Origin of the sequence: Burkholderia sp. CCA53, assembly GCF_001685525.1 — a bacterium.
GTDB classification, from domain to species: Bacteria; Pseudomonadota; Gammaproteobacteria; order Burkholderiales; family Burkholderiaceae; genus Burkholderia; species Burkholderia multivorans.
The window spans coordinates 363,204-382,479 of record NZ_BDDJ01000002.1 but is presented as its reverse complement, the minus strand read 5'-3'; the positions used below and the strand labels follow the sequence as shown (position 1 = coordinate 382,479).

Here is a 19,276-nt window from a genome sequence, read left to right as displayed (position 1 = left end):
CCGATTCGCGCGTGCGCCGATGCGCGCCTCTTTATCGACAAGGAAGCTCCGTCACGTGTCCGATTCCGGTCTGAACGAATTGAATGCGGTGCTCGCGCGCGTGCCGTCGGTCGAGCGCGTGCTGTCGTCTGCGCCGCTGCAGCCGCTGCTCGCCGACTACGGCCGCACGCGCGTGCTGAACGCGGTACGTGCCGAGCTCGAACGTTGGCGCAGCGCCGCCCAGCGCGATCCGGCCGCCGTCGAACCGCTCGACGAGGCGCGCATTGCGGCGGCCGTCGCGCAGACGCTCGCCGCACAGAGCGCGCATGCGTTGCGCACCGTGTTCAACCTGACCGGCACCGTGCTGCACACGAACCTCGGGCGCGCGCTGCTGCCGGACGAAGCGGTGCGCGCGGTGGTCGAAGCGCTGACGCAGCCCGTGACGCTCGAGTTCGATCTCGCGAGCGGGCGCCGCGGCGATCGCGACGACATCGTCGACGCGCTGCTGCGCGAGCTGACCGGCGCGGAGGCGGCCACCGTCGTCAACAACAATGCGGCCGCCGTGCTGCTGACGCTCGCGGCGCTCGCGCCGAAGCGCGAAGTCGTCGTGTCGCGCGGCGAGCTCGTCGAGATCGGCGGCGCGTTCCGCATTCCGGACATCATGAGCCGCGCCGGCGCGAAGCTGCGCGAAGTCGGTACGACGAACCGCACGCATCTGCACGACTATGCGGGCGCGATCGGGCCGCGCACCGCGCTGCTGATGAAGGTGCATTGCAGCAACTACGCGGTCACCGGCTTCACGAAGGAAACCACGCTCGCCGAACTGGCGCCGCTCGCGCGCGCACACGGGCTGCCCGTCGCGGTCGATCTCGGCAGCGGCATGCTCGCCGATCTCGCGCAGTGGGGGCTGCCGCACGAGACGACCGTGCAGGAAACCGTCGCGGCCGGCGCGAATCTCGTCACGTTCAGCGGCGACAAGCTGCTCGGTGGCCCGCAGGCCGGCCTGATCGTCGGCGATCGTGCGCTGATCGACAAACTCCGCAAGCATCCGCTCAAGCGCGCGCTGCGCGTCGGCAAGCTGACCTTGGCCGCGCTCGAACCCGTGCTGCGGCTTTATCAGGCGCCCGAGTTTCTGCAGGAACGGCTGACGACGCTGCGGTTGCTCACGCGCGCGCAGCGCGACATCGCCGACGCGGCCGAGCGCGTGCGCCCGGCCTTGCAGGCCGCGCTCGGCGCCGGCTACGCGGTCGACGTGGAGCCGATGTTCAGCCAGATCGGCAGCGGCGCGCTGCCCGTCGATCAGTTGCCGAGCGCCGGGCTCGTCGTGCGCACGGCAGACGGCAAGCGCAGCGGTCGCGCGCTCGCGCAGCTCGAGAAGCGGTTGCGCGAATGGCCGCGCCCGGTGATCGGCCGCGTCGCCGACAACGCGCTGCGGCTCGATCTGCGCTGCCTCGAAGCCGCGGACGAAGCGGCGTTCGTCGCGCAATGCGCGCGAATTGCGGAGCCCGCTGCATGATCGTCGGCACCGCAGGACACATCGACCACGGCAAGACGACGCTCGTGCGCGCGCTCACCGGCGTCGACACCGATCGTCTGAAGGAAGAGAAGGCACGCGGCATTTCGATCGAGCTCGGCTATGCGTATACGCCGCTCGAGAACGGCGACGTGCTCGGCCTGATCGACGTGCCGGGCCACGAGAAGCTGATTCATACGATGGCCGCCGGCGCGTGCGGAATCGATTTCGCGTTGCTCGTGATTGCCGCCGACGACGGCGTGATGCCGCAGACGCGCGAACACGTCGCCATTCTGCAGTTGCTCGGCGTCGCGCATGGCGCGGTCGCGCTGACGAAGTGCGATCGCGTCGAAGCCGCACGCATCGCGCAGGTGCGCGACGAGATCGACGGCTGGCTGCGCGATTCGACGCTGGCCGGTGCGCCGATCTTCGAGACGCGTGCGACCGTCGCCGACGATCCGGGCGTCGCCGCGCTGAAGCGGCACCTCGCGGACGCCGCGCTTGCCTGGCGCGCACGCCGCGACGACGGGCTGTTCAGGCTTGCTGTCGACCGCGTGTTTACGCTGGCCGGGCAGGGCACCGTCGTGACGGGCACGGCCTTCGCGGGCCGCGTGAAGACCGGCGACACGCTCGCAGTCACGCGCACTGCGCGCGATGTGCGCGTGCGCAGCATCCACGCGCAGAACCGGCCGGTCGACGCCGGTTGCGCGGGCGAGCGCTGCGCGCTGAATCTCGCCGGCATCGACAAGGCCGACATCGAACGCGGCGATACCGTCGCGGACGCGCGGCTGGCTGCGACGTCGCCGCGCGTCGACGTCGAACTGACGCTCGTCGACGATGCCGGCCTGACGCTCACGCACTGGTCGCCGCTGCACGTGCATCTCGGCACGCTGCATCGTGTGGCGCACGTCGCGCTGCTCGACGGCGACACGCTGGCCGCCGGCCAGCGCATGCGTGTGCAGCTCGTGTTCGACGAGCCGGTGTTCGCGCTGCCGGGCGACCGCTTCATCGTGCGTAATGCGCAGGCCACACGTACCGTCGGCGGCGGCCGCGTGCTCGATCCGTTCGGGCCCGCGCGCAAGCGTCGCACGCCGGCGCGCCTTGCGTGGCTCGATGCGCTCGCCGCGTGGCTCGACGCGCGGCGGCTCGAGCCGCTGCTGGCGCAGGCGCCGCTCGGCATCGCGCGCGCGACGCTCACGCATCTGACCGGTTTTGCGCCGGACGTGCTGCCGCTGCCCGACGACGCGCTGTCGGTCGGCCAGCGCGACCGCGCGTCGAACGACGGCACGGTGATCTCGCGCGCGCACTGGCGCGCGCTGCAGGCGCGTGCGATCGACACGCTGCGCACATATCACGAACGCATGCCGGACGAGCAGGGCCTCGATGCGGGGCGGCTGCGACGGATGGCCGTGCCGCTTGCCGGCGATACGCTGTGGCGCGCGCTCGTCGATGCGCTCGTCGACGGTGGCGAGCTCGCGCGTAGCGGGCCGTGGCTGCATCTACCGTCGCATACGGTCAATCTCGACACGCGCGACGAAGTGCTGGCGCAGCAGTTGTTGCCGCTGCTGCATGCGGGCCGTTTCGATCCGCCGTGGGTGCGCGACATGGCGCGCGATACCGGTGTGGCCGAGGACAACGTGCGCACGCTGTTGCGCAAGCTCGCGCGGCGCGGCGACGTGCATCAGGTCGTGCGCGATCTGTTCTATCACGCGGATGTGCTGCGCGAGCTCGCGCGGCTCGTTGCACATCTCGTGGATTCGTGCGGCGGCGCCGTCGATGCGGCGACGTTTCGCGACGCGACGGGGCTCGGCCGCAAGCGTGCGATCCAGATTCTCGAGTTCTTCGATCGCGTTGGGTATACTCGCTTCCACCGCGATCTTCACTTCCTGCGTACGGACAGCGGGTGGGCCGGTAGTCACGCATAGGCGGCGGTCGGCCGGTGCGTCGCGCCGGTGGGTTGCGCGGGTTCTTTTCTTTTCTCCGCGGAAGGCATTCGTATCCGGTGGTACGGCCGGGCTTCAAACCCGGTTGGGGGTGTCAGACACTCCCGGGTCAGTTCGACTCTGGCTGCCTTCCGCCATAAGGGCCGTTCGGGCTATTCCGATCTCTTCCGTTGATGTCCTCTAGATCGCTGATTTTAAGCAATAGAGTGAAACCGCTCTCGGCAAGTACGTTACCGATCTGCAGATCGACTCCCTTGTCAGCTCGAGCCGCGAACGCAACGGAATTGCAGTACATGCTCAACCACTGAAAAAGAATGGGCAAAAATTGCCGATCGGCGCTATGGCTGGAACTATGTCCCGGTTATCAAGAGGCAGAGTCGGCAGGACGACAAGAGATTGAACGGGTTGGAGGAATTCGGGCCGGTGACGTGGCCCGCCCGGGGCAGGTCCGGACATGTCACTGCGAAGTATGGATGGGATGAAGGGTACGCGGTGAGCGGGGAGAGGGGGGGCAACCCGGCGGCGCATTGCGGGAGACATTTGTAGTCGGTTTCCTGGCGCGATGGCAATAGGCCTAGCTGCGTTCGGTGGTTATCCAAGCGCCTCTGATGCTATCGCCGCGCGATTCCCGTACTTTGCACTGCGCAACATCGGTTCAACTGCCGAGGGTTAGCCGGCCGGCCTCTTCCAGTTGCGCGGAGCGGAGCACTATTCGCGCGATCAGACCAGTTGGTTTTCGGTTGACGAGCATGAACGTTCCGCCGTGAGCATGAATAATTTCCCGAACGATCGACAGACCGAGCCCGACGCTTCCCGGGCGGTCACCGCGTGCGGGATCGATACGCACGAAAGGCTCGATCACGTCCTGTAGTCGATCTTCGGGAATGCCGGGCCCGTCGTCGACGACGTCGATGCGCACGCTCTGGCCGTCTACCGAGGCGATCACCGCGACGCCGCTGCCGAAGTGCAACGCATTCTCGATGAGGTTCGTCAGCGCGCGGCGCATCGCATCCGGGCGGCAGAAGAAGCGAATCTGCTCCGGGCCGACATAGCGCACCGCCGAGCCGGCCTCCTCGTATTCGTCGCACACCGTGGAGATCAGCGCGCCGAGGTCGAGCCATTCCTTTTCTTCGAGATCCACGCCGCTGCTGAGGAACGCGAGCGCGGACGTGACCATCGATTGCATCAGCTCGATGTTCCGTATCAGCTTGTCGCGCACGTATTCGCTCTGTTCCATTTCCAGTTGTAGCCGCATACGCGTCAGCGGCGTACGCAAGTCGTGGCTGATCGCTGCCAGCATGCGCGTACGGTTCTGCATCGACAGCGTGATGCGCTCCTGCATCAGGTTGAATGCGTGTGCAGCGAGCCGGATTTCGAGCGGGCCTTCTTCCGCGATCGGCGACACCGACATCTGCCTGCCGAACGCGTCGGCGTGTTCGGACAACCGTCGCAACGGACGAATCACGCGCGAAATGGCCCAGGCCGACATCGCGGCCACCCCTACGCACATGAAAATCAACGCGCCATAGAACGGAAAGGAATACCGCGGCGGGTCGACTGCGTTACGGACGGTCTGAAATTCGACCGTCTGACTGCCAAGCGGCACACGTACCTGGATCGCCGCATCCCCGGAATGCTCGGCCGCGCAAGCGCGTACGGAGATATCCACCGCGCCCGTCAGTTCCGTTTTCAGCACGGATTCGAGGTCGCGCGTGTCCGGCGTTTGCATGGAACAGGTGGACGCCGCCTGCGCGAGCCGCAACGACAGCCCCGGCTGCTGCATCGTCGCGATCACGGCGCTGCGCTCGGCGTCGGGAATCGCGCGGAGACTTTCGACGGCACTGGCAATGCGATACGCGCTCTGCCAAGGCCACGGCGGAGCGGGCGGGGTATGGTGCGAGAGCAGGACGATGAAGAGCAGGGCCGTGGCGCTCGACGAGCACGCCAGGATCAGCAGAATCTGCCCGAGTGTGGTGGAAAAGACGCGGCGCATCAGACGAACACCACGTCGGGCTGAAACGCATAGCCGTCGGTTCGTACCGTCCGGATCGTTTCCTCGAGCGGGTCGTTGCCGACGAGCTTGCGACGCAATCGACTCACGAGCAGGTCGATCGACCGCCCCGAAATCGGAAAGTTGGTTCCGCGCGTCAGATTGATGAGCTCTTCACGCGAAAGAACCTTGCGAACGTTCTGGCAAAGCACAAGCAGCAGGTCGGTTTCCGCGCCGGTCAGCGGCACGCGCAGGCCTGCAGGCGAGCGCACGAAACGCCGGTACGGATAGAACGTGAAGCCGGAAAACTGCAGGACCAGTTCGGTGACCGGCTTGCCCACTTCGCCCTCCGACGCGACAGGGCGGCGCAACACGGCACGGATGCGCGCCAGCAACTCGCGTGGATCGAACGGCTTGGGCACGTAGTCGTCCGCACCCAGTTCGAGGCCGACCACCTTGTCCGTCGGATCGTCGAGCGCCGTCAGCATGATGATGCGCGGCCCTCCCTTCGCATGCAGGCGACGGCAGAGGTCGAGGCCGTCCTTGCCCGGCAGCATCACGTCGAGCAGGACCAGGTCGACGTCGTTCGTCGCGAGCAGTGCGTCGGCGGCTTCGACGCTGTCCGCGACCTGCGTGACGTAGCCCTTGCCGGACAGAAAGGCGGCCAGCGGAACGCTGATGTCTGCGTCGTCTTCGACGATCAGGATGGAATTGCCGGTCAATGGAGTCCCCGTTGTTGCGTGCTGTCATAGGCGGCGCGTGGCCGCAGTGGCTTCGCCGACAAATGTACTCCGGTGCGCGCGATCGGTCTGTGTCAATCACGACACAATATGTCAATTCGTATAGGAATCAATAAGTTACGTCATCTTTGGCGTATCGTGCACGACATCGAAGAAGGGTGATGGTCGTACACATGAACAAGCAATTGGAGTGTTGCCGGTCGGGTTTGCCGGCGTTATCCGGGCCGGCATCGCCGGCGCGTGCGACGCGCTGGCCGGTCATGCTGGTGCTGTCCGCCGCTCTCGCGCTCGCGGGCTGCGGCGATCGTGGTGACGCCGGAGGCTCGGGCACCGCCGCGGCGCCCATCGAGGTCGGCGTACTGACACTCGCGCCGCAGCGGATCAACGAGCGCACGGTGCTGTCGGGCCGCCTGTCGGCGCTGATGGTATCCGACGTGCGTCCGCAGATCGGCGGCATCGTCCGCAAGCGGCTCTTTACCGAAGGTGCGGACGTCAAGGCCGGACAGGTTCTGTACCAGATCGATCCGGCCTCTTATCAGGCCGCCTATGATCAGGCGCGCGGCACGCTTGCAAAGGCCGAAGCGACGCTCGCGTCGGCGAAGACGAAGGCCGCGCGCTACGCGCAGCTCGCGAAGATCGGCGCGGTCAGCGCACAGGACAACGACGACGCGGTGGCGGCAGTGCGTGAGGACGAGGCCGACGTGCTGGCCGATCGTGCCTCGCTCGAATCGGCGCGCGTCAATCTCGGCTACACGCGGATCACCGCGCCGATCTCCGGGCGCATCGGTGCATCATCAGTCACTGAAGGTGCGCTGGTGACGGCGGACCAGACCACCGCGCTCGCGACCATTCAGGCGTACGACCGCATGTATCTCGATGTCACGCGCTCGAGCGCCGAATGGCTCCGGCTGCGCCAGGCCTATGCATCTGGACGCCTCCAGCACGCCGGCGACGGCGCCGTCGTGCGGCTCACGATGGAAGACGGTACGCCGTATCCGCATGACGGCGTGCTGCAGTTCTCCGGCATCACCGTCGACCAGACGACCGGGTCCGTCACGCTGCGGATCATCTTCCCGAACCCCGACGGCGAACTGCTGCCGGGGATGTTCGTGCGCGCGCAGCTCGACGAAGGCGTCGATGCGAACGCGCTTCTGGTGCCGCAGCTTGCCGTCACGCGCGCGTCGGACGGCAGCGCGAGCGTGTGGGTCGTCGATGCGACCGGCCACGCGAAGCAGGTAGCCGTGCGCGCCGACACCGCGTATGACGACCAGTGGATCGTCTCGAGCGGATTGAAGGCAGGCGATCGCGTGATCGTCGATGGCTTGCAGAAGGTGCAGGCCGGCACGGCGGTACATGTGGCGGCCGATGCATCGGCGGCGAAGTCCTGAGGAGGGCGCATGGCCGGATTTTTCATACAGCGCCCGATCCTCGCATGGGTGATCGCGATCGTGATCATGCTGATCGGCGGCGCCGCGACTACGACGCTGCCGGTCGAGCAGTACCCGACCATCGCGCCGCCGTCGGTACGCGTGACTGCGACCTATCCGGGCGCATCGGCCGACACGGTCGCCAAGACCGTTACTCAGGTGATCGAGCAGAAGCTGTCCGGCATCGACAACCTGCTGTACATGTCGTCGACGAGCAGCAACGCGGGACAGGCGACGATCAACCTCACGTTCGCGCCCGGCACCAACGCCGATATCGCGCAGGTGCAGGTGCAGAACAAGGTGACGCAAGCGTCCGCGTCGCTACCCGAAACGGTTCAGGAGCAGGGCGTTCAGGTCGCGAAGGCTTCCAGCAACTTCCTGATGATCGTCGCGTTGTCGTCGCCCGGCGGCGCGCTGAACTCGATCGATCTCGGCAACGTGATCGCGACGCAGATCGAGGATCCGCTCACGCAGCTCACCGGCGTGGGTGACGTCACGCTGTTCGGCGCCCAGCACGCGATGCGGATCTGGCTGAACCCGGTCAGGCTGAAGAGCGTCGGACTCACCGCATCCGACGTGACGACCGCCATCACCAATCAAAACGTCCAGTTGTCGGTGGGCGAGTTGGGCGGGGCACCCGCGACCGACTCGCAGGCTATCAATGCGACCATCGCGTCATCGAGCCTGCTGACCACGCCCGAGCAGTTCGGCAAGATCCTGCTGCGCGTCAATGCGGACGGCTCGAAGGTGCTGCTGAAGGATGTCGCACGCGTCGAGGTCGGCGGCGATTCGTACGACACGTCGTCGCGAATCGACGGCAAGCCGGCCGCCGCGCTCGCGATCAAGCTGTCGACCGGCGCGAACGCGATGTCGACGGCAAAGAAGGTGCGCGCGAAGCTCGCCGAGCTGCAGCCGCAGCTGCCGAAGGACGTCGCGATCAGCTACCCGTACGATTCGACGCCGTTCGTGAAGATCTCGATCGAGGAAGTCGTGAAGACGCTCTTCGAGGCCGTGATCCTGGTGTTCCTCGTGATGTACCTGTTCCTGCAGAACCTGCGGGCGACGCTGATCCCGACCATCGTTGTGCCTGTCGCGCTGCTCGGCACGCTCGGCGTGATGTCGGCGATCGGATTCTCGATCAACGTGCTGTCGATGTTTGCGATGGTGCTCGCGATCGGGCTGCTGGTCGACGATGCGATCGTCGTCGTCGAGAACGTCGAGCGGATCATGGCCGACGAGAAGCTCGGGCCGAAGGCGGCAACGAAAAAGGCGATGGGGCAGATCACCGGGGCACTCGTCGGCGTGACGACCGTGCTGACGGCCGTGTTCATCCCGATGGCGTTCTTCTCGGGATCGACGGGCGCGATCTACCGGCAGTTCTCGGTGACGATCGTCTCCGCGATGGTGTTGTCCGTGTTGCTCGCGTTGACATTGACGCCCGCGCTGTGCGCAACGCTGCTCACGCCCGCGTCGGCCCAGTCGCACGCGCGCCGCGGGTTTCTCGGCGCATTCAACCGGATGTTCGAGAAAAGCAACACCGGATACAGCGCGATGCTCGCACGCGTCGTCGCGAAACCTCTGCGCTGGATGGTCGCCTATGCGCTGATCACCGGAATCGTTGCGCTGCTGTTTGTGACGCTGCCATCGTCGTATCTACCGGAAGAGGACCAGGGCTCGATCATGGTGTCCGTGTCCGCGCCGGTCGGCACGCCGGCGTCGAGCACGCTGAAGACGGTTCAGGCGGTCGAGCGGTATTTCCTGAAGCAGCCGGCCGTCGCGCACGTCATGACCGTCAACGGGTTCAGCTTCAACGGCCAGGGGCAGAACAACGCGCTCGCGTTCGTGCAGCTCAAGGACTGGGGCCAGCGCGGCTCGAACGACAGTGCTCAAGCGGTGATCAATCGCGCGAACGCCGCGTTCGCGAAGCGTCGCGATGCGCAGGTCTTCGTGATGAACCAGCCCGCGATTCAGGGCCTCGGCACGCAAAGCGGCCTCGACTTCGAGATCGAGGACCGATCGGGCCAGGGGCACGACAAGCTGCTGAGCGCACGCAACCGCTTCATGGCGCTGGCCGCGAAGGATCCGTTGCTTGCGATGACGCGCCCGGCAGGCCTCGAGGACACGCCGCAACTGTATGTCGACATCGATCGCGAAAAGGCCAGTGCGCTCGGGCTGTCGATCTCGGATATCGACACGACGCTGTCGACAGCGTTCGGCTCGGCGTACGTGAACAACTACATCGATACCGGCCGGATCCAGAAAGTATACGTACAGGCCGACGCGCCTTACCGGATGATGCCGTCGGACATCGGCCAGTGGTATGTGCGCGCCGATTCATCGTCGTCTTCCTCGTCCTCCGGTTCGTCGTCGAGCACGTCGTCTTCGTCGACGACGACGTCCTACGACGGACAGATGGTGCCGTTCTCCGCGTTCTCCAGCACGCGCTGGACCTTCGGGCCGCCCCAGATCGAGCGCTACAACCGCGAACTCGCGATGGAAATGAGCGCGCAGACATCGCCCGGCGTCAGTACCGGCCAGGCGATGAAGGCGGTCGAGAAGATTGCGCAGCAGTTGCCGAGCGGCTTTGGCATCGAATGGACGGGCCAGTCGTATCAGGAGGTTCTGGCAGGCTCACAGGCGACCTACCTTTACGCGATCTCGCTGATCGTCGTGTTCCTGTGCCTGGCCGGGCTATATGAAAGCTGGTCGGTGCCGCTTGCGGTGATCCTCGTGGTGCCGATCGGCGTGCTCGGCGCGCTTGCCGCCGCGCATCTTCGCGGCCTGTCGAACGACGTGTACTTCAAGGTCGGCCTGTTGACGACGATCGGCCTGTCGACAAAGAACGCGATCCTGATCGTCGAATTCGCGAAGGACCTGCAGGCGCAGGGGCGCGGGCTGCTCGACGCGACGCTCGAGGCCGCGCACCTGAGACTGCGGCCGATCCTGATGACGTCGCTCGCGTTCGTGTTCGGCGTGCTGCCGCTCGTGATCAGCACCGGCGCCGGCTCGGCCGCCCGGCATGCGATCGGGACGGGCGTTGCCGGCGGGATGATCGCCGCGACCGCGCTCGCGATATTTTTCGTGCCGGTGTTTTTCATCGTCGTGCGCAGGCTGTTCAACGAGCACGGCCACGATGACGTGCGGCACGACGAGGAACAAGCATGAAACTGAAACTCCTGGCGCTCGTTTGCGTTGCTGCACTCGCCGCGTGCTCGCTCGACCCCGTCTATCAACGCCCGGCCGCGCCGATTGCCGGCACGTGGCCGAGCGGCCCGGCGTACGGGGCTGCGTCGTCCCCATCGGCCGCCAGCGGGGCCGCGACGCCGGCGGCGGCCGAGGTCGGCTGGCGCGATTTCTATCGCGACCCGCACTTGCAGAAGCTGATCGCGCTCGCGCTCGACAACAATCGCGACTTGCGCGTTGCCGCGCTTCAGGTCGCCGAATACGAAGCGCAGTACCGCATCACGCGCGCGGCGCTTGCCCCGTCGATCGACGCGGCCGGAGCGCTGTCGAATGCGCGCAGCGACGGCACGATCACGCGGTCGAGCAGCGTGTCGGTCGGCACGACCTCATGGGAGATCGACTTCTTCGGTCGCCTGCAAAGCCTGAAGCGGCAGGCGCTCGAGAACTACCTGTCGACCGATGCGTCGCGCGTCAGCACGCAACTGTCGCTGGTCGCCACCGTCGCGACCGACTATCTGCAACTGCGCGCCGACGAGGCGATGCTGAAAATCTCGACGGATACGGCGGCAGCCGACCAGCGCACCTACGACCTGACCGCCGCGATGCAAAAGATCGGTAGTGCGTCGCTGCAGGACGTGCGCGAGGCGCAGACGTCGCTCGCGAGCGCGAAGGCGAGCGTCGCGTCGTACACGCGGGCGGTGGCCCAGGACCGCAATACACTCTCGGCGCAGATCGGCTGCGCACTGCCGGACGATCTCGACGCGGGGTCGTCGCTGTTCGACGGCGATACCATGTTCGCGGACATCGGCGCCGGCGTGCCGTCCGAGCTGCTGACGCGCCGGCCCGACATCGTGGCTGCCGAACACACGCTGAAGGCCGCGAACGCGAACATCGGCGCGGCGCGCGCCGCGTTCTTCCCGAAGATCGAGCTGACAGCGACGGCCGGCACGGCCAGTACCGGCTTGACGCAACTGTTCAAGGCCGGCACCGGCGCGTGGACGTTCGCGCCGTCGATCACGATGCCGATCTTCAATTACGGCAGCAACAAGGCGTCGCTCGACGTTGCACGGATCGAGAAGGATATCGACGTGGCGGACTACGAGAAGACGATTCAGACCGCGTTCAAGGAAGTCGCCAATGCACTGGCCGGGCGCGAGACCTATGTAACGCAGATCGAAGCGGATCGCGACTATGTGCGATCGGCGCAGGACTACTACGATCTCGCGCAAGCACGCTACCGAGCCGGCACGGACAGTTTCCTCACGCTGTTGACCGCGCAACGGACGCTCTATACGGCGCAACAGCAGCTCGTTACGGATCAACTGGCGAAGCTGTCGAACCTGGTGACGCTGTACAAGGTGCTCGGCGGCGGATGGTCGGAAAGGACCGGCGATGTGTCGCAAGCAGGCGCGATCCGGCATGCGTCCGGGCAATCCTGAGCGAAGCGCCACAGCGAAGAACTTCAATCGACAGCAGGAAAGCGGGGCGGCAGAGGGTGACCGTCCGTGTCCGAATTCCGTGTATTCACGAAGAACGCACGTGCTTCCGAAGGAGACGTGCTTTGGTCTGGTCGCGGACGGCATGCGTATTGACGTGCTGGATTTCAGGAGAAAAGCACCATGAAGAAACGGATTCTCGGATTGCTCGTTGCCGCCGCGATGCCTGGCGCGTCAAGCGGCGCGTGGGCGCAGCAAGGGCCCGGCGACGGGCCGATCTACGCGAGCCGGCATGGCGCAGGCTGTTGCGCACACCACGTTGGTGGACTCGCTTGATCCGGTGCGCGGTGTCGTGGCGAATGTGATCGTGACGATCGATCCGGGCGCGATATCGCACGAGATAGGGTGAGCGCCGCTCGCCGTTACGGCGCGGACACGGGACCGCAGTGTTTGTGGGGTAGTCACGTTTCCGCTTTCGCCGAACCGTGGCGCCACACTGAGATCTCAGTTTTGTCCGTATCGTGTACTGGAAGCAAATGAGAAAACCAAACGAGTCTTTGTGTCCACTCCATGGCCTGCGCCGAAACGCCGGCGCGGACGTGGTCGCTGGCGGGCGCGTGCATCGAGAGCGTCATGCAAATTCCCGAGAAGGGCATCCAATTTATTTATCGCGCGGCCAAATGAGTGGGCAGCTGGGCTTAGTGGAAAATCGGTCCCGCGACCGGATAACGACGCAGGAGTAACGGGCACAAACGCTGCCAGGGTATGCGCTTCAGGCGCCAAACGCCCCATCGTTCCATGGTTAACCCCTACTTGGCGCGTCACGACTCGCTATCCAGACTCCGGGCTGTTCAGGGCAGCAGATAGCTGAAGCATGTATCGACTGCGCCTCAGCAACCCAACGAACAGTCGCGACACAGCTTGCCACCGACCAGGGCGGTTCGTGAACGCACATGACAGCTCGTGGGCGTTGCCGATTAGTCCGCGCCATGAGGGCGCATCGCAGATACGCACCGGAGACAGAAGATGTTCAAGTGGTACACCGACCTCAGCCAGTCTGAGAAGCGCACGTATTGGGCATGCTTCAGCGGTTGGGGACTCGACGCGATGGACACCCAGATGTACGCACTGGCCATCCCGACCCTGATCGCGCTGTGGGGCATGACGCGCGGCCAAGCCGGCTTCCTCGGCACCACGGTGCTGATTATGGCGTCGCTGGGCGGCTGGATCGCGGGGATACTAGCCGACCGGTATGGACGCGTGCGCGTGCTGCAGATCACGATTCTGTGGTTCTCGGCATTCACGCTGCTGTCTGCATTCACCGATTCGTTCTGGCAGTTGACGATCACACGCAGTCTACAGGGGCTCGGCTTCGGCGGCGAATGGGCAGTGGGCGCTGTGCTGATCAGCGAGACCATCCGCCCGCAGGTGTGCGGGCGCGTAGTCGGTTCGCTGCAGGCCGGTTGGGCCGTCGGATACGGCGTCGCGGTACTGCTGTCGACACTCGTGTTCAGCACACTGGGGCAGTCGGTCGCGTGGCGTGTGCTCTTCGCGATTGGGCTCGTCCCGACCCTGCTGGTACTGTGGATCCGGCGCTATATCAAAGAGGCGCCCGCATTCACGCGCGCCCGGCTCGCACGCCCCAACGATACGCCGCCCGTATGGGCCGTCTTTGACCGTCCAATCCGCACAACGACGTTTAAGGCGATTCTTCTGACGTTCGGGATTTATGGCGGCAACTACGTCATGATTACGTGGTTGCCAGCGTATCTGAAGCTTGTGTTGCATTTGTCGATCACGAATGTTGGTGGCTATCTCGCGATCAACATTCTCGGCTCGTTCTCGGGCGCTTTCCTGAACGGCTGGATGGCAGACCGTTTCGGACGACGCCACACCTTTGTCGTGATCGCTTGTCTGCAGGCGATTGCGGTTGCGACCTACACACTTGCGCCACTGACGTTGCCCGTCACGCTGCTGCTTGGGTTCGTGCTCGGTACGCTGCAGTCCGGCACCGCAGCGGGCACCGGCGCCTACCTCGCAGAACTGTTCCCCACCCGGATCCGCGCTTCAGCACAAGGGCTCTGCGGCAACGCCGGGCGCGCGATCGGCGCCGTGATGCCAGCCATTGTCGGCGTGGTCAGTGCACACCTTGATCTTGGAGTGGCGATGGGTCTTTGTGCGTGTGCGTCCTATCTGCTTGTTGTGATAGCGGCGCTGTTGCTGCCGGAGACTCGTGGTAAGGATCTGTCTGAGGTCACCCCCAGTACCCACGCGGCAGTGCAGGAGGCTAATTGTGTTTGTGCTCCGGACGCACGAGCCCCGCAGTAATTGCTGTGTTTAGCTACCGACGGGCAAGTGCGGAAGTTCGGCGCGTGAGCAAGGCCGACGCGGCCGGGTGCATACAAACCGGCGCTCGTCCTTCGCGCAACGTTTGTGAATAGCGGACGCCGGCACCGTGGGCGCTCGTGTCATACGGATTCAGATGGCGCAGCGCCGGATAAATACAGATGTCGCACATTTCATTGGCCTTTCCGTTCTTAACGTTGAAGCGCCGAGCCGGAAGCAGCAGGGCGCTTGCGTTCATCCGCGGGCCTTCGCAGACCGCTGCTCAACTCCTGGCTTTGAGGCGACCTCCAGAATCAGCATCTCCATGTCAGCGGCTGTGAAGCGGCGCGGTTTCCTTGTGCCGGGTTGCGCTTCGCCCTCCCGCACCGGAAGCCGTCGATGCGTTCGCGACGGTGCGGTCCCGATCCGCCGGCCGTCGCGCTGCGCCTGAAACGCCTGCGCCACTTGCAAAGCGTGACTCAGCCGTTTGTGGTCGACGATCGCACCTTGATCGATCTCCGCCACCCGGTCATAGGACTGGGCTGCCAGTATCTGACCGGCTGCTCGGATCTCGATGCGCCCATGCGGGTATTCCCACACCTCGATGTCCCGATGTATCCACGCCCGATTCCCCGGCGTGTCTCACGCCAGGTCAGCAGCAGATCCAGATCGTCGTCGGATCGCAGCGGCCGGTGCCCATTGAAGTCGCTGCGCGGCCGCTTGGCGAAGCGCGAGTTATACATGGCGATGAAGGAGGGCGCATAAGCATTGGCATCTGCCACGGTACTGATGCCGCGTAAGCGCATCTTCTTCACCAGTCGGTCCTGCAGCGTCAGGTGCGCAGCCAAAGCCACTGCAAAGCCAAATTGAAGCAGTGTGTGCACGAATCCAGCGAATCCATACATTTAGGCATGCAGAGTCTATTTATAGAAGCTGGTCAGTTAGATGACGTTTGCCGTTGGACGGTATCGGTCATTCGCTACGAGCCCAGCATCAGGTCGCGATGTGCGGAGGAGCGGAACTCGCCCGGCGTCAGGCCGGTCTGCTTGCGGAAATAGCGGCTGAAGTACGCGCTGTCGACGAAGCCCATTTCGTGTGCGATCTGCTTGACGCTCAGGTTCGAATAGACGAGGTCGCGCTGCGCTTCGCGAATCAGGTGCTCGTTGATGACGGCCGTCGTCGAGATGCCCAGTTCCTCGCGACAGACGCGCGCGAGCTGCGCAGCGGTCACGCCGAGACGCTCCGCGTAGAACTCGACCGGCTGGTGCTCGCGAAAGTGCGCGGCGATCAGCGCGTGGAAGCGCCGCAGCAGCGTGCCGCGCCGGTCGGTGAGCGCATGCGACGGCGCCGCCGCGAGATCGCTCAGGCGTGCGACATGCACGAGCAGCGCGACCAGCAGCGCCATGCCGGCGGCGCCGCGGCCGCGCGACGCGCCGCGGAATTCCTGTTCGAGCAGCGAGAAAAGCGGCATCAGCATCGACACGCTCGTGTCCGGCCCCCGGACCGGAATCACCGCGGCACGCTGCAGGACCGGCAGCACGCCGGGCGCGACGACCTTCAGCAGTGCGTCGGGCGCACGTTGCGCGACGGTGATCACGAGGCCGTCGATCTCCGGCGAGAACTCGAACGCATGCACGGTCTGCGCGGGCAGCAGCACGAGGCACGGCGGCGCGAACGGGTGCTTTTCGCTCTCGATCACGACATGCCCGCTGCCGTCGCGAATGTACAAAATCTGCAATAGCGCATCGTGCCGATGCGCGGCGATATGCCAGTCGTTGGGCCGGCTGCGCTCCGGGATCCATTCGAAGTTGAACGCATCGTACCAAGGCGGGCGGGCCGATTCGCCATACAGATCGTAGTTAGGGATTCTCCTCATGTCGACTGGCCTCCTGTGTACAAATTGTCCTGTTGCCTGATGCGTTTGTCCAGTTTTCGCACGTGACGCGCTTCTATACTTTTCTCACCGGCACGGCCCATGCATCACGTATCGAGGCCGTGGCCAAACCATCCATGCGGATACACCGGAATGTATCCCTATCCATTAGGAAGGATCACGAATCATATGTCGGAGACAAGCAATCACCGGCCGGACTGGCTTCAGCTCGGCGGGCAGGTATGCGTCGTGACGGGTGCGGCGGGCGGCATCGGCGCGTCGATCGCGCAAACGCTGGTCGAGGCCGGCGCACGCGTCGCGCTGCTCGACCGCGAGGCGGACCGTACGATCGCGCTGGCCGAGCGGCTGCGCGGCAGCGGCGGCGACGTCGTCGCGATCGCATGCGACATCGGCGACTGCGCGAGCGTCGCGCAGGCAGTCGAGCACGTGCAGCGCCATCTCGGTGCGGCGAACGTGCTCGTCAACAATGCGGGGCTGTTGCGTGCCGGCGGCATCGAGACGATCGACCTCGACGCATGGAACGCGATGCTGCGGGTCAACCTCACCGGCTACATGCTGTGCACGCAGGCGTTCGGCCGCGCGATGCTCGCGCGCGGCGCGGGCGCGATCGTGCACGTCGCGTCGATCGCCGCGCGCCATCCGCAGACGCACAGCGGCGCGTACAGCGCGAGCAAGGCTGCTGTCGCGATGCTGGCGCGCCAGCTCGCGGCCGAATGGGGGCCGCGCGGCATCCGCAGCAATACCGTGTGCCCCGGCATGATCCGCACGCCGCTGTCCGAGTCGTTCTATGCGGACGGCGACATCGAGGCGCGCCGCAGCGCGATGACCGCCAGCCGGCGCATCGGTCGTCCCGGCGACATCGCGAACGTCGTCGCGTTTCTCGCCAGCCCGCGCGCGGCCTATGTGAACGGTGCGGAGCTGGTCGTCGACGGCGGCCTCGACGCGATGCTGATGGACCTGGTTCCGCGGCCCGGCTACGAAGCCGGCGCGAAGTAATTCAACGACATGGCGCATGCCGGACACCAGCCCGCCCGCGAATGCGCGGCGCGGTCGAGCGGCACGGCCATCGGAAGGAGGAGAACACGATGAGCGATCAGCGGCGCTCCACCCAGCTCACCTGCGACGTGCTTGTGATCGGATCAGGAGCAGGCGGCCTGTCCACCGCGATTACCGCGCGCAAGGCGGGACTCGACGTCATCGTCGTCGAGAAGGAAGCGTGCTTCGGCGGCACGACGGCATTTTCCGGCGGCGTGCTGTGGATTCCCGGCAATCGCCATGCGTTGGCGAACGGCGTGCGCGACACGCGCGAGGCCGCGCGTACCTATCTGCGTGGCGAAGCGGGCACGTTCTACGACGACGACGCGATCGAGGCCTTTCTCGAACACGGCCCGGCGATGCTCGACTTCTTCGAGCGCGAAACCGACGTGAAGTTCGTCCCGACGCTTTATCCCGACTATCACCCGAACCTGCCGGGCGGCGTCGACATCGGTCGCTCGGTGGTTGCCGCGCCGTTCGATGCACGCGCGCTGGGGCGCGATCTCGAGCGCCTGCGCCCGCCGCTGAAGACCATCACGTTCATCGGCATGATGTTCAATTCGTCGAACGCGGATCTCCGGCATTTCTTCAATGCGACACGCTCCCTGAAGTCGGCGTGGTACGTGACGAAGCGGCTCGCGTCGCATCTAAAGGATCTCGCGCTGTATCGCCGCGGCGTGCAGGTCACGAGCGGCAATGCCCTCGCCGCACGGCTCGCCAAATCGGCGCTGGACCTCGGCATCCCGATCCTCACGAACGCCGCTGCGCGCGAGCTCGCGATGCGCGACGGTCGGATCGTCGGCGCGACGGTCGATGTCGACGGCGTGCCGACCCACGTCGTTGCGCGGCGGGCGGTCGTGCTCGCATGCGGCGGCTTCTCGCACGACGTCGAGCGCATTGCCCGCGCGTATCCGCATGTCGCGCGCGGCGGCGAGCACGTGTCGCCGGTGCCAGCCGGCAATACCGGCGACGGCGCGAAGCTGGCCGAGCGCGCTGGCGGCCGCGTCGAGATTCGCTATCCGCAGCCGGCCGCATGGATGCCGGTGTCGCGCGTGCCGCTCGGCGACGGGCGCTTCGGCGTGTTTCCGCATCTGCTCGACCGCTACAAGCCGGGCGTGATCGGCGTCACGCGGCGCGGCACGCGTTTCACCAACGAATCGAATTCCTACCACGACGTCGGCGCCGCGATGATCGACGCGTGTCGCGACGACGCCGAGACGGCGATGTGGCTCGTCTGCGATCACGCGACGATCCGCAAGTACGGGCTCGGCTTTGCGAAGCCCGCGCCGGTGCCGCTCGGGCCGCTGCTGCGCAACGGCTATCTGGTCAAGGGCAACACGCTCGCCGAACTCGCGCAGCGGGCCGGCATCGATGCCGCGAATCTCGCGGCCACCGTGCGCCGTTACAACGAAGCGGCCGCGCGCGGCGAGGACCCGGCGTTCGGCCGCGGCACGACGTCGTTCAACCGCTATCTCGGCGATCCGGACCATCGTCCGAACCCGTGCGTGGCGCCGCTCGGCGACGGCCCGTACTACGCGCTGAAGGTGCTGATGGGCGATCTCGGCACATTCGACGGGATTCGCACCAACGTGCCCGGACAGGTGCTGGCGGCCGACGACCGGCCGATCGCCGGCCTCTACGCGGTCGGCAACGACCGCGCCAGCATCATGGGCGGCAACTATCCCGGTGCGGGCATCACGCTAGGGCCGATCATGACGTTCGGCTACCTGACCGCCCGCCACATCGCCGGCATCGCCGACCCGACGCCCGCCGCCGCCGAATTGCCCGCCGCCGCGCGCGCGACGGCCTGA

At 65.8% G+C, this 19,276-nt stretch carries 11 protein-coding genes, 1 tRNA gene and 1 pseudogene; 9 read left to right on the top strand and 4 right to left on the bottom strand.

Annotated features, from left to right (window positions below; genetic code table 11):
• The first annotated feature begins 55 nt into the window (after positions 1-55).
• The 3 genes from selA to BCR55_RS18175 all read left to right on the top strand — a co-directional run bounded on the left by selA (position 56) and on the right by BCR55_RS18175 (position 3,572).
• The gene (gene selA, locus BCR55_RS18185; RefSeq protein WP_006412055.1) at positions 56-1,495 is read left to right on the top strand and encodes an L-seryl-tRNA(Sec) selenium transferase; all 1,440 of its coding nucleotides are present in this window, start codon (positions 56-58) and stop codon (positions 1,493-1,495) included.
• Positions 1,492-3,417 carry a selenocysteine-specific translation elongation factor gene (selB, locus tag BCR55_RS18180; protein WP_065495296.1) on the top strand — a complete coding sequence of 642 codons (1,926 nt, stop codon included), beginning with the start codon at positions 1,492-1,494 and terminating at the stop codon, positions 3,415-3,417. Before selA ends, selB begins: the two co-directional genes overlap by 4 nt.
• 59 nt (positions 3,418-3,476) lie before the next feature.
• Positions 3,477-3,572, top strand: a tRNA-Sec gene (locus tag BCR55_RS18175).
• 518 nt (positions 3,573-4,090) lie between these two features.
• On the opposite strand, the gene BCR55_RS18170 is transcribed toward BCR55_RS18175, so the two are convergent.
• Complete coding sequence (locus BCR55_RS18170) at positions 4,091-5,428, bottom strand: ATP-binding protein (protein WP_065495293.1); 1,338 nt, start codon at positions 5,426-5,428, stop codon at positions 4,091-4,093.
• The gene (locus BCR55_RS18165) at positions 5,428-6,147 is read right to left on the bottom strand and encodes a response regulator transcription factor (RefSeq protein WP_039218974.1); all 720 of its coding nucleotides are present in this window, start codon (positions 6,145-6,147) and stop codon (positions 5,428-5,430) included. Before BCR55_RS18165 ends, BCR55_RS18170 begins: the two co-directional genes overlap by 1 nt.
• Before the next feature lie 278 nt (positions 6,148-6,425).
• Here BCR55_RS18165 and BCR55_RS18160 point away from each other — a divergent pair, with 278 nt between their 5' ends.
• The 4 genes from BCR55_RS18160 to BCR55_RS18145 all read left to right on the top strand — a co-directional run bounded on the left by BCR55_RS18160 (position 6,426) and on the right by BCR55_RS18145 (position 14,539).
• Positions 6,426-7,553, top strand: a complete 1,128-nt coding sequence (locus BCR55_RS18160) for an efflux RND transporter periplasmic adaptor subunit (RefSeq protein WP_175403831.1) — start codon at positions 6,426-6,428, stop codon at positions 7,551-7,553.
• Positions 7,554-7,562: 9 nt separating this feature from the next.
• Positions 7,563-10,757, top strand: a complete 3,195-nt coding sequence (locus BCR55_RS18155) for an efflux RND transporter permease subunit (protein ID WP_065495288.1) — start codon at positions 7,563-7,565, stop codon at positions 10,755-10,757.
• Positions 10,754-12,214: an efflux transporter outer membrane subunit gene (locus BCR55_RS18150; RefSeq protein WP_065495286.1), complete on the top strand. Its 1,461-nt coding sequence runs from the start codon at positions 10,754-10,756 to the stop codon at positions 12,212-12,214. The genes BCR55_RS18155 and BCR55_RS18150 overlap by 4 nt, the downstream gene beginning before the upstream one ends.
• A gap of 1,023 nt (positions 12,215-13,237) precedes the next feature.
• Positions 13,238-14,539: an MFS transporter gene (locus tag BCR55_RS18145; protein ID WP_065495284.1), complete on the top strand. Its 1,302-nt coding sequence runs from the start codon at positions 13,238-13,240 to the stop codon at positions 14,537-14,539.
• A gap of 252 nt (positions 14,540-14,791) precedes the next feature.
• Here the strand turns inward: BCR55_RS18145 and BCR55_RS31145 are convergent.
• Positions 14,792-15,378: pseudogene (locus BCR55_RS31145) on the bottom strand (ISNCY family transposase); the annotation flags it as partial.
• A 137-nt stretch (positions 15,379-15,515) separates the two neighbouring features.
• Positions 15,516-16,412: a helix-turn-helix domain-containing protein gene (locus tag BCR55_RS18135; protein WP_006399635.1), complete on the bottom strand. Its 897-nt coding sequence runs from the start codon at positions 16,410-16,412 to the stop codon at positions 15,516-15,518.
• 186 nt (positions 16,413-16,598) lie between these two features.
• Here BCR55_RS18135 and BCR55_RS18130 point away from each other — a divergent pair, with 186 nt between their 5' ends.
• Together BCR55_RS18130 and BCR55_RS18125 are read left to right on the top strand one after the other, a co-directional pair.
• Positions 16,599-17,426, top strand: a complete 828-nt coding sequence (locus tag BCR55_RS18130) for an SDR family NAD(P)-dependent oxidoreductase (RefSeq protein WP_065495280.1) — start codon at positions 16,599-16,601, stop codon at positions 17,424-17,426.
• A gap of 89 nt (positions 17,427-17,515) precedes the next feature.
• Positions 17,516-19,276 carry an FAD-dependent oxidoreductase gene (locus BCR55_RS18125; protein WP_065496648.1) on the top strand — a complete coding sequence of 587 codons (1,761 nt, stop codon included), beginning with the start codon at positions 17,516-17,518 and terminating at the stop codon, positions 19,274-19,276.

What these genes read in the sequence shown, in the direction of transcription:
- selB (WP_065495296.1), top strand. Translation starts at nt 1,492, where the DNA reads ATGATCGTCGGCACCGCAGGACACATCGACCACGGCAAGACGACGCTC.
- BCR55_RS18170 (WP_065495293.1), bottom strand. Translation starts at nt 5,428, where the DNA reads ATGCGCCGCGTCTTTTCCACCACACTCGGGCAGATTCTGCTGATCCTG.
- BCR55_RS18160 (WP_175403831.1), top strand. Translation starts at nt 6,426, where the DNA reads ATGCTGGTGCTGTCCGCCGCTCTCGCGCTCGCGGGCTGCGGCGATCGT.
- BCR55_RS18155 (WP_065495288.1), top strand. Translation starts at nt 7,563, where the DNA reads ATGGCCGGATTTTTCATACAGCGCCCGATCCTCGCATGGGTGATCGCG.
- BCR55_RS18150 (WP_065495286.1), top strand. Translation starts at nt 10,754, where the DNA reads ATGAAACTGAAACTCCTGGCGCTCGTTTGCGTTGCTGCACTCGCCGCG.
- BCR55_RS18145 (WP_065495284.1), top strand. Translation starts at nt 13,238, where the DNA reads ATGTTCAAGTGGTACACCGACCTCAGCCAGTCTGAGAAGCGCACGTAT.
- BCR55_RS18135 (WP_006399635.1), bottom strand. Translation starts at nt 16,412, where the DNA reads ATGAGGAGAATCCCTAACTACGATCTGTATGGCGAATCGGCCCGCCCG.
- BCR55_RS18130 (WP_065495280.1), top strand. Translation starts at nt 16,599, where the DNA reads ATGTCGGAGACAAGCAATCACCGGCCGGACTGGCTTCAGCTCGGCGGG.
- BCR55_RS18125 (WP_065496648.1), top strand. Translation starts at nt 17,516, where the DNA reads ATGAGCGATCAGCGGCGCTCCACCCAGCTCACCTGCGACGTGCTTGTG.